This window comes from Bartonella rattaustraliani AUST/NH4, assembly GCF_000312565.1.
In the GTDB taxonomy this organism is placed as follows: domain Bacteria; phylum Pseudomonadota; class Alphaproteobacteria; order Rhizobiales; family Rhizobiaceae; genus Bartonella; species Bartonella rattaustraliani.
Genome location: NZ_CALW02000078.1, coordinates 1 through 9,152 on the forward strand (window position 1 = coordinate 1; position 9,152 = coordinate 9,152).

Annotated in this window: 7 protein-coding genes; 1 reads left to right on the forward strand and 6 read right to left on the reverse strand. The window is 39.6% G+C overall.

Annotated elements, in window-relative coordinates; translation table 11 throughout:
* The first annotated feature begins 1,355 nt into the window (after window positions 1-1,355).
* Complete coding sequence (locus tag BN67_RS10200; protein WP_019223982.1) at window positions 1,356-1,841, forward strand: hypothetical protein; 486 nt, start codon at window positions 1,356-1,358, stop codon at window positions 1,839-1,841.
* 547 nt (window positions 1,842-2,388) lie between these two features.
* On the opposite strand, the gene BN67_RS13300 is transcribed toward BN67_RS10200, so the two are convergent.
* The 6 genes from BN67_RS13300 to BN67_RS10220 form a co-directional block, all read right to left on the reverse strand.
* The gene (locus BN67_RS13300; RefSeq protein ID WP_425277080.1) at window positions 2,389-2,823 is read right to left on the reverse strand and encodes an MFS transporter; all 435 of its coding nucleotides are present in this window, start codon (window positions 2,821-2,823) and stop codon (window positions 2,389-2,391) included.
* Entirely contained in the window at window positions 2,795-3,496 is a 702-nt protein-coding gene (locus tag BN67_RS13305; protein ID WP_051011297.1) for an MFS transporter, read from the reverse strand. Before BN67_RS13305 ends, BN67_RS13300 begins: the two co-directional genes overlap by 29 nt.
* A gap of 12 nt (window positions 3,497-3,508) precedes the next feature.
* On the reverse strand, window positions 3,509-3,718 hold the full coding sequence (locus BN67_RS13310) for a hypothetical protein (RefSeq protein WP_051011298.1): 210 nt from the start codon (window positions 3,716-3,718) through the stop codon (window positions 3,509-3,511).
* The gene (locus tag BN67_RS10210) at window positions 3,708-4,415 is read right to left on the reverse strand and encodes a hypothetical protein (protein ID WP_019223983.1); all 708 of its coding nucleotides are present in this window, start codon (window positions 4,413-4,415) and stop codon (window positions 3,708-3,710) included. Before BN67_RS10210 ends, BN67_RS13310 begins: the two co-directional genes overlap by 11 nt.
* A 2-nt stretch (window positions 4,416-4,417) precedes the next feature.
* A complete protein-coding gene (locus BN67_RS13315) occupies window positions 4,418-4,798 on the reverse strand; it encodes a 2OG-Fe(II) oxygenase (RefSeq protein ID WP_051011299.1) in 381 nt (126 codons plus the stop codon).
* 1,283 nt (window positions 4,799-6,081) lie between these two features.
* Window positions 6,082-9,141, reverse strand: a complete 3,060-nt coding sequence (locus BN67_RS10220) for a restriction endonuclease (protein WP_026088283.1) — start codon at window positions 9,139-9,141, stop codon at window positions 6,082-6,084.
* Window positions 9,142-9,152 lie beyond the last annotated feature (11 nt).

The following is a 9,152-nucleotide window of genomic DNA, read 5'->3' on the forward strand; positions in this document are numbered from 1 at the left end:
AAATTTATGGTTCTGTTTATGATAGAGCAAAGATTTCCCACAAGATTAAGGTTTTGGGGAAAGTCTATGGCACTGCCATTCTCGATAAAAAAAGCAAAATAAGCTCTATTAAAAATCATCAGGAGGTTTATAAAGGTCGGATGATTGTTGATATTAAAAACAATAAATAACGAGGCATGGGGGGGGGCCCCTTATTTTTAAACCTAATTAAAAAAGCCGCGTCGATTAAAAGCGCGGCTTTATAGATTGAAATGCATAAAAAATACAAATTAATAATAAATGCCTCTATATACAAAACCTATCATATTGCAAGCTCTCTATTGTCATTATGAAACGTTATCCAAAAAAGCATAAAACGTTCTTGTTATATTTGATATGAAGAGAGAAACTGTGAATACAGCATTTACGATAAAACCTATTGAGTAGATTAAAACGTTTTGTAAGGTCTCTATCAATCCAATCAAGAATAAATGCGTTGGTAAGTGTAATTAGCAATAAACCCGCTCTTTTGATTTTATGCTTGTAAGCGTTGGTTTTGAAACCAATCTCTCATAAGACAATAAACAACGGCTTTTATCAAACGGAAATGAAACATGCGTGATCTTATGACTACAATAGAAAGTCTAATAACTAAACCATTTTAACTATGCCTAGTCATGATCTCAAGAGAATATTTGAGAACTTAACGAATCCAAATTTGGTGCCGTTGATTATTGACACCAAAAATGGTGCGAATAATTTTACTGCTCCCAAAATTGGAGTAAATAAACTTAACGCTCTCAAATTTGAGATGAGTGATTTTAGTGGCACTGATGCGTGATATAAGAGATACTTGAAAATTATACTTCTAAAGTAGATAACCCCAATTTTAGAGGCGTTGTTTTTTAGAGCTAACAATTTTTAACGTTATAAACAATTTTAAACGCCCAATCCTCTTTTAGAAATTTTACTGCCATAAGCAATTCAATTGTTAAGATGTGATTTAAACACGTGCAATTATGTTGATTGGATAATTCAAACGATTACCTCCCTAATAGTAACTATCGATTTTATGATTAAAACGTATTATTAAATTGTTATGAATGATTACTGTTTTTGAATGTTCATATGCGTTATAAGATTTGTATCATGATTTGCTTTTTATGGTCTATTCATACATGGCAATCTTATATAAAAAATGGTCAATTGAATCATATACAAAAGTGTGGATTCTTAAGTGGATTCATATAAAATAATTGCATACAAACTATTGACTTTATTGTTTTTTTGGTATTATACTGATTCTCTGCACCGCTAGTGCTCAAGCGAGCAGCAGACATAAATCCAAGCTCATAAGCATAGAGGATGTACTTGCCGTGGATACCGCAGGTAAAATAACGGTAAAAAATAGCACTCAAACCATTATCTCCAATTGGCTGGAAACGATATTGCCAAAATCAGCCAAGCTGGGCTCGGAGTATCAATTCCCGACACCAGTAGGCGCAACATGGGAACAGTTTGTGTTTAAATTTACGGCCACTGAGATGTTGTTGGTCTCCTGCGGGAAAATTCAAGCACGATTAGAGCCTGAACACTTAAAGATGAAAAATCAAAAATCTGGCAAAATAACGAACCAGTGGACACTCCTATTGGTTCTTGCAAAAACCGGAGGAAGTCTCTCGTGGCAGGATAGCGCTGCAGACGATAAGCTAAAAAAGCAGAAGCAGGAATTGGCAGATAAACTCAAGCAAACTTTCGGCCTTTCTATAGACCCGCTTCCTTGGTCGCGTAAGGAGAATTGCTATAAAGCCAGATTCACCATTCGTGCAGATGATAATGTGCTACGCCAGCTCACTGGTTGACAATGACAGGCATAGACTGCTGCGAACTGGTCAATTGCTAAGCCATTGATTTCCCTTGACTAAAAGATCCGTACTTGCTTTTTCCAAGTACGGTGTTTTTCAGGAAAGGGGCATAGGAAGAAGAAAAATTAGAGAAAAATAGAGGATTTTTATACAAAGGAAGTCAATTGCAAAAAGCGAAAAAGCCCGCAAATCTTGGGGTATGGCAAGTATGGCAACTTTTTGCATAGAAGGGTTTGGAAAATGTCAATGGCGGTGTATTGACACCAAAAATTAACAAATGTGCTATGCTGTTTCCTACATCGAATGAAAAATTCCTTTAAAAACAAGCAGAAACCATTTTGCGTTGCAATAGTCGCCGTTGATCGAGTTCCTTTTGCATAGTGATGAGATTTTGAGCAAACAAATCGGTACAGCACTTCAAAAGGAATCCATACACCTTTGCCTTCATTGGAAACAGCTACCCATGGTCTAATAACCCTATTGTAAAATATTGCGTAAAGTCGTATTTGCTAATGGAAAATATTTTTATATTCCATTGTAAGAATTAATATTTTTTTGTTAGGATCGTTGTAATAAAGAACGAAAAAAAGGCTAAAATAAGCAAGACCATGATAAGTAAATTATATGTTTTACTTAATACTTCTGAATGTGATAAGATAGCCACCGTTAAAGCAACGCCACAAGCACCGCCGATATTATGCACAGTCCAAGAGGTCCCCATAGCTAAGGCTGCTTGATTTTGGGGTAAGGAATGTAAAGTAATAAGCGTCGAAGGGCTGAGGATAGTGCCCCAGCCTATGCCCAAAAGAGCTAGGCACAAGAGAAATAACGGCGTTGGGGCAGACGCAATAAAACTTAAACCTAAACTCGCAGCAATAAAAAGCATTAAGCCTACGAGGATGAAATATTTAGGTTTTATTTTTTGACTTTGTCGTCCAACCCAAGCGGAGCTAATAGCAAACATTAGCGTTGCAGGCAAAAGCGTAAAACCAATTTTTAGATCTGTTTGATTTGTGGTTTTTGATAATACAATAGGAAGAGTAAGGAGTAAAGACGAATAGAAAAAAGCTAAAAAAAAAGCTTGCGAGTAGAGCAGCAATGAAAAGAGGGTTTTTGAAAAAATGAAATTCAATCATTGGTTCTGAAAACCGTATTTCATGTATAAAAAACAAAATTGCAGAAATTAACGATATAGACAGAAGCAAAAATTCCTGTGCGGTAGTCAATTGTAAAGAAAAATAACTTACTCCACAGAGGAGCGTAATCGTTAACAAAAAACATCCTTTGATATCTATTTTCTTAAGATCTTCGCTTTTTCCTTCAGGAACAAAAAATATGCATAGGAATAAACTAAGCAAAAGAAAAGGTATATTGATTAAGAAAGCATAACGCCAGCTGATAAGAGCTGCGAAGCCGCCCCCTAATACAGGGCCAATAGCTAAACCAATTCCATTAACAGCAAAAAGAATGCCCAAAGCTTTGCCTTGTTCTTGTGTTTTGAACATATAGGTGATTATAGCGCCTGATACCGTATAAAGGATAGCACATCCTATGCCTTGTAAGAAACGAAAAAAAACAAGGTATGGAAAAACAGAGCTAAGACCGACGAGAAGAGAAGCCACCCCAAAAATAACCAGTCCTACGAGGAGCATTTTTTTTCGTCCCTATTTGTCCGTAACGGCCCCAGACGCTACCATAAAACCGGAAATAGCTATCATAAAAATAGAAGTCACCCACTGAGTCTCCCGCAAAAGGAAAGAAAACTCTCTCCCTATAGCAGGAATAATAGTATTCACCACCGTTAAATCAATACATCCTAAGAAACTCGCAATACAAATTCCAGCAAGGCCATAAAAAACTTTTTTAATTTGCATTCGCGAACTCTCCTGAACTATTTTTATCCTGCTGTTTCTTTCTAAACTTTAGCGCCAACCAATTCACGTTTGTGCTACCTTTTTGCTCTACAAATATTTCTCGCGTTTTTTTCATAGCGTCTGTCATGGGCTGAGGATAAATAACGAAGTCTACATTATCTTTTACCCACATGGGCATAATAATAGGGTATTCTTCTAAGATGTAAAATAATGACTTATAAAATAGTTCATCATAAGAGAGAGAACTTTGTTCAATATTATGCCTCATTGCAAAAACATCTATAGTTTTATTTATACATTCTCGATATTCTTTATTACAGCAATATTCTCTAGTTATCATGTGATAATTATGTAAATAGTCAGCCCTATTACGAAGCGCATCCCATCTTTCTACCGTATAGGGCATGGCAAGATTTGCAAATAAACTTTTATTTCTTTCGAGCCATTCATCGCCCATCCGACGGCTAGCTTCGTAACACATCTCTGTATTTTCATGAGTTATATTATGCCGTTGCAGAGTATCTGCGACAGCAATCAGACATCGTCCAAAGCTGCATTTATTTATTTTTTTTATCGTTGAATCTAACTTATGCCCCTCGCGGTATTCTTTCCCTACACTGATCAACAAGACAGCTGTCTTATTTATATAGTCTTCCGTTTGAAAATTTCCTTTGGCTTGTACTGATACTTTATACATAGTTAGCTCCAGTATACTAGACTTTTATCATCCGCTTCTATACCGATAAAAGCACTGGCAGTGATTCTATCGGCATCCGCTACAGGACGCACCGCGTGTATAAAGGGCGGATTTAAGAAAATTAGGTCTCCTAACTCTGGCTTTAGCGTTACAGCCGGAGGAGGCATGTCGTGCCGATTGATCCCATAATGTCGGTTCCCTTTCAACTTTTCATATTCTTGGGCAGATGGCAAAATGTTCCATAATTCTAACTCGCCGCCCTTTTCAGGAACCTGCAAATATATATTTGCAGACAATTGATGTTTCAATTTAAAGTCTATGTCTTTAGGTAGAGTCCACTCTAAGTCGTCAATGTGAGGCTCTAAATCAATCCCTGGAGTCAAATAACAGCAAACCCCTACAAAAATTTTTTCCCTGCTACATTCAACAAAGAAGCCCCAGTAGGCCAAATATCGTCAAGGGTGAGACGTAGTAGATCACTGGGCGATACAAGAGAAGAAAAACACGCTCTAATCATTTGCATATTGTGCAACGCTAAATTATGGTAACGTTCTCTGTCAGTTTCGTTTTGAATCTCTGCATACGCCATCCCCAAACGCGTAAACTCCTTCGCGTGGCCTAAGGAGCCTTTTTTATTATGCCGGAATAGCTCCTCTTTAGCCTCAGTTATCATCGTGTATGTGATAAACTATGAAACGACCAGCGCTAAGATTTTGCCTCGGGCTAATTTTTGTAAATGCTCATGGGTTAGGTCAGGTCGATGGGTTTTAATAAGGGCGATCATATACTCCTCCTCCCACTAAAATATATCTCCAATGTTAATTGGAGATATATTTAGATTATCTATCAAGGTAAATTCTACATTATACACGAGGATTTTCTTACTAAGCTATATAATCGCAAGTAACCCCGCCCCTTTGCAAAGAAGTTATCTTTGCAAAGGGGCGACGAGATGTCATAGAAGAGCTTGCACAGTTTTCTTAAGAGAAAGGATGCTCTACCATTTAAAGCTCCAATGAAAATATAAAACCCTCTTGAATTATCGAGGCATTCTTTGGGATTAAGCTTAACTTTTTGATCAGAGTATTCAGTTTAAACCAAAGTATTATGGGTAATACACACAAAACCCTATCAGAAATTACTTGGGTGTGATAATGATGGTTATATTTTTTGCAAACATGAGGTTTTTATACAGAATCGGGTTCTTTGGTTTATGAAAACAATTATGGTACTACTGTAATTGAAAAGATTCAATTATAGATCTACAGCATAACCTTAACAAACACGTTTCGCTTATAACCTAAATCTAAGATCAAAACATAACTTAAGTTCAAATATAATATATTTTTTTTGCAACGAACAGCCTTTGTTTTCTTTGGCTTACAATTAAGTCTTTTACAACCAAAGCAGTATGGTACCTTAAAAGACACCGAGTTGTTGTTCTAGCTCATAGAAATCGCTATTGACGATCTAAAAATCTATAGCTAGTACACAGCCATCGCTTAGGCTTTGGGAAAAATATCCCTCCTTCTTCAATTGCAGAATATCGTACTACGTCGTATCAAAAGTCTGGTTGTGTCAAGGGCAAGGTAATTACCGCATAGGCTGCAGTGATTATGCAGCCTATTCACCGCAATAAACGAAATAGCAAGCGAAAGATGGCCATTTACGCGGCTGGCTTGGCTTGTTTCCAGCTGTCTGCATCTTTATAGGTGACAGCTCCAAGCTCTGCAAAATGCTGACGCGCGCACTGGATTTTCGCGTTCTCGCTCACCCGGCGTTGCCATTCCTGGACAGAACCCTTGGTTTCGATCACGAGATAAAGCTTATCAGTGCCATATTCATTTAAAAGCACGGCCCAATCTGGATTATAACCACCAAAGGGCGTGTCTATTTTGAATTTTTCTGGCAGCTTGAAGAAAAAGCGTACATCAGGATCTTTTTCTAAATCTTGCGCAAAAGCAGATTCAACGTCGCTATCCACTTTGACACGGTCGTAAACGCTGCGGCTGGTTTCAACGCTACGCTCCAAATAGGCTGTGAGTTCCTCTTTATCGAATAGCTCTTGCGCTGCATAAGTTTCGCCATGGATTTTTGTATAGCGTATGCCCTGCGTCAGCATTGCTGCCTTTGCCTGCTTGATTAACAGATGCATTTGCTCAATGAATTTTTCAGGATTATTCAATAAACCATGCTCAAATTTGAGCTCTTTTAAAAGCGCCCATAACGTGCGTGGGGTGATTTTGTTTTCTTGGGTAAGCATTGTCATTAGATCCGGTATGGTCGTGAGTGCCTGGTCTAATTGGAACAAACGCACCTGCTGCTGCTCTGCTTCAACGCCTTGCTTGTTCACGTCTATGGTCGCCGTTATTTCTTCAATCTTTGGCTTTTCGATCGGCGGCAATGCCTTGAGCTTTTCCTTTATCTCTGCAAGGAATTTCTCTTGATCAAGTTGCACCCGATAACGTGTCTTTTGGCTGATTTTCTCCCATATCGCCAGAAATTCGGCATTTTCTAGAACATGCTTTTTGAGTTTAATCTTAACCTCTTTAGAAACGTCACGAAGAGGCACACGCCTATCTGCTTTACGGATTTCTGCAATAATTGGGTTGGCAATCGGCTGATAAGCTGCGGGCAACATTTCGCTCAAACTGTCACTACGGATTTTTTCTTGTGCGGCCTTTGTTAATTTACCTTTTTGATCCAGCACATTTTGCGCAACAAGAACGCTGAGCAATTTTGCCGCTTGCTCAGAGCCCAATCTCACCCTTGGTTCTGTCCGCGCGGGTGGCTGAAACTCGGGCAAGGCTATATCATTTTCTTCACCGACCGTAGGCTCATCATGCGCGACTGGAGCCGGCGTGCTCAAATCCTGCTGCCATCTTTCATAATCTGCTTGAACGTCTTGCGGCACGTCGACGCCTAAAGATTGAGCCGCAGAAACAGGAATTTCCATAGCTATAAATGTGGAAATATCGATAACACCAAATTTTACACCGGTCTCATTCTCAATTTCTCTTTGCAATTTATCGGCAAATTCCGCAAAGCTCTCGGTGGCGATAATATGTAAACAGTTAATCTCTTTATCATAAATGCGCTCGCCCGTTTGATCGACACATAAGCGCAAGCCGCGTCCAATGCGCTGACGCGCTGATAAAGCGCTGCTTTGCTCCAGCAACGTGCAAACCTGAAAGACATTGGGGTTATCCCACCCTTCGCGCAAGGCCGAATGGGAAAAAATAAACCGCAAGGGTGTTTTCATCGATAGGAGTTTTTCTTTATCCTTCATGATCAAGGCATAGGTGCTTTGATCATCTGCCGTGTCGCCGCGCGTGTCCTTGAGCTTGCCCTTTTTATCCTTGCTAAAATAACCATCATGGGCGCGCTCTGCCTCAGTAAAATATGGCAAAAACTGTTGCAAGCTCTGATATTTTTGCAATTGAATAAGACTGTTATATTCCTCTTCAAAAATACGCGCATATTCACTGCGCTGCGTTGCGTTTTCACCATAGACGCGATAATTTTCGACGCGGTCTAAAAAGAATAAGGATAAAACCTTGATACCCCGCGGCAAAAGTTGCAATTCTTTATCAAGGTGATGCTCAATGGTTTTGCGAATTTGCCCACGCCGAATATCTTTTTCTGACACGTCGCCAATCGCTTGCCCAAGCGCCAGCGACCGTGAGCCGTTCATTTCTATATTTTCATAGCCTTCTAAACAATCAATGTCGGTAATCTGCCAATCACGATATTGCTCACGTTCGCCAGACAGCAAATACAAATCTTCACCGACCTTGACAGTTTTGGTGGTACGCGCAATGGTGCCATCAGCCTTTTTAACGTCTAATTCAATGCGCGCTTTGTAGCCATTGCTGTGATCAACCTTAACCAACCGCAGATAAGGCTGATTAAAGTTATCTTGTGTTGATAGGGAAGAAACGCTGATCTGTTTCACCAACCCTTGTTCATAAGCATCGATAGGGCTGAGATTATAAATCGGATTGACCTCCTCACGGTGGGTTGCTGAAAAGCGCAATTCAAATAACGGATTAAGCCAGCTGATGGCTTCCTTTGCCTTAGCTGTGTTGGTCACACTTTGCGGCTCATCAATGATCACGATAGGGCAAACATTGGCAATGAGGTCAATCGGCCGGTCACCGTTCATACGATCCATAGGCTGATTGATGATATTTTCGCTTTTGCGAAAAGCATCAATATTGATGATCATCACTTCAATGTCAGTGCTATGAGCAAATTCGCGAACGTCCGACAAACGCGACGAATTATAAACAAACCAACGAATAGGTTTTTTGCCATAATGCGTTTGAAAATGGTCGTGGGTTATCTCTAGTGATTTTTGCACCCCCTCACGAATGGCAACAGAAGGCACGACGATTATAAATTTGGTAAAGCCATAATACGCATTGAGCTCATAAATGCTTTTGGTATAAACATAGGTCTTGCCGGTGCCGGTTTCCATGGTAATGCAAAATTGGCGCTGGGCGAGGTCTTCGCTAGGGGCAATAGCGTTACGATTTTGCACCGCTTGCAAATTTTGCAATATCTGATCAGGACTCACTGAAAGATGATTAGCCACTGAGGCACTGATCAAATCGCCATATTCTTGGCTGTAGCGCTGCGCCAGTGGTGCTTCACCAGCAAATAGAGAAACAATAGAATCCACTGCTTCTTTTTGATAGGCAAGTGTGTTAAAATGTAATTTCATGGTAGCTCCCC

Excerpts from the sequence above, each read along its gene's own strand:
- BN67_RS13310 (WP_051011298.1), bottom strand. The coding sequence starts at position 3,718 with ATGCAAATTAAAAAAGTTTTTTATGGCCTTGCTGGAATTTGTATTGCG.
- BN67_RS10220 (WP_026088283.1), bottom strand. The coding sequence starts at position 9,141 with ATGAAATTACATTTTAACACACTTGCCTATCAAAAAGAAGCAGTGGAT.
- BN67_RS10210 (WP_019223983.1), bottom strand. The coding sequence starts at position 4,415 with ATGTATAAAGTATCAGTACAAGCCAAAGGAAATTTTCAAACGGAAGAC.
- BN67_RS13305 (WP_051011297.1), bottom strand. The coding sequence starts at position 3,496 with ATGCTCCTCGTAGGACTGGTTATTTTTGGGGTGGCTTCTCTTCTCGTC.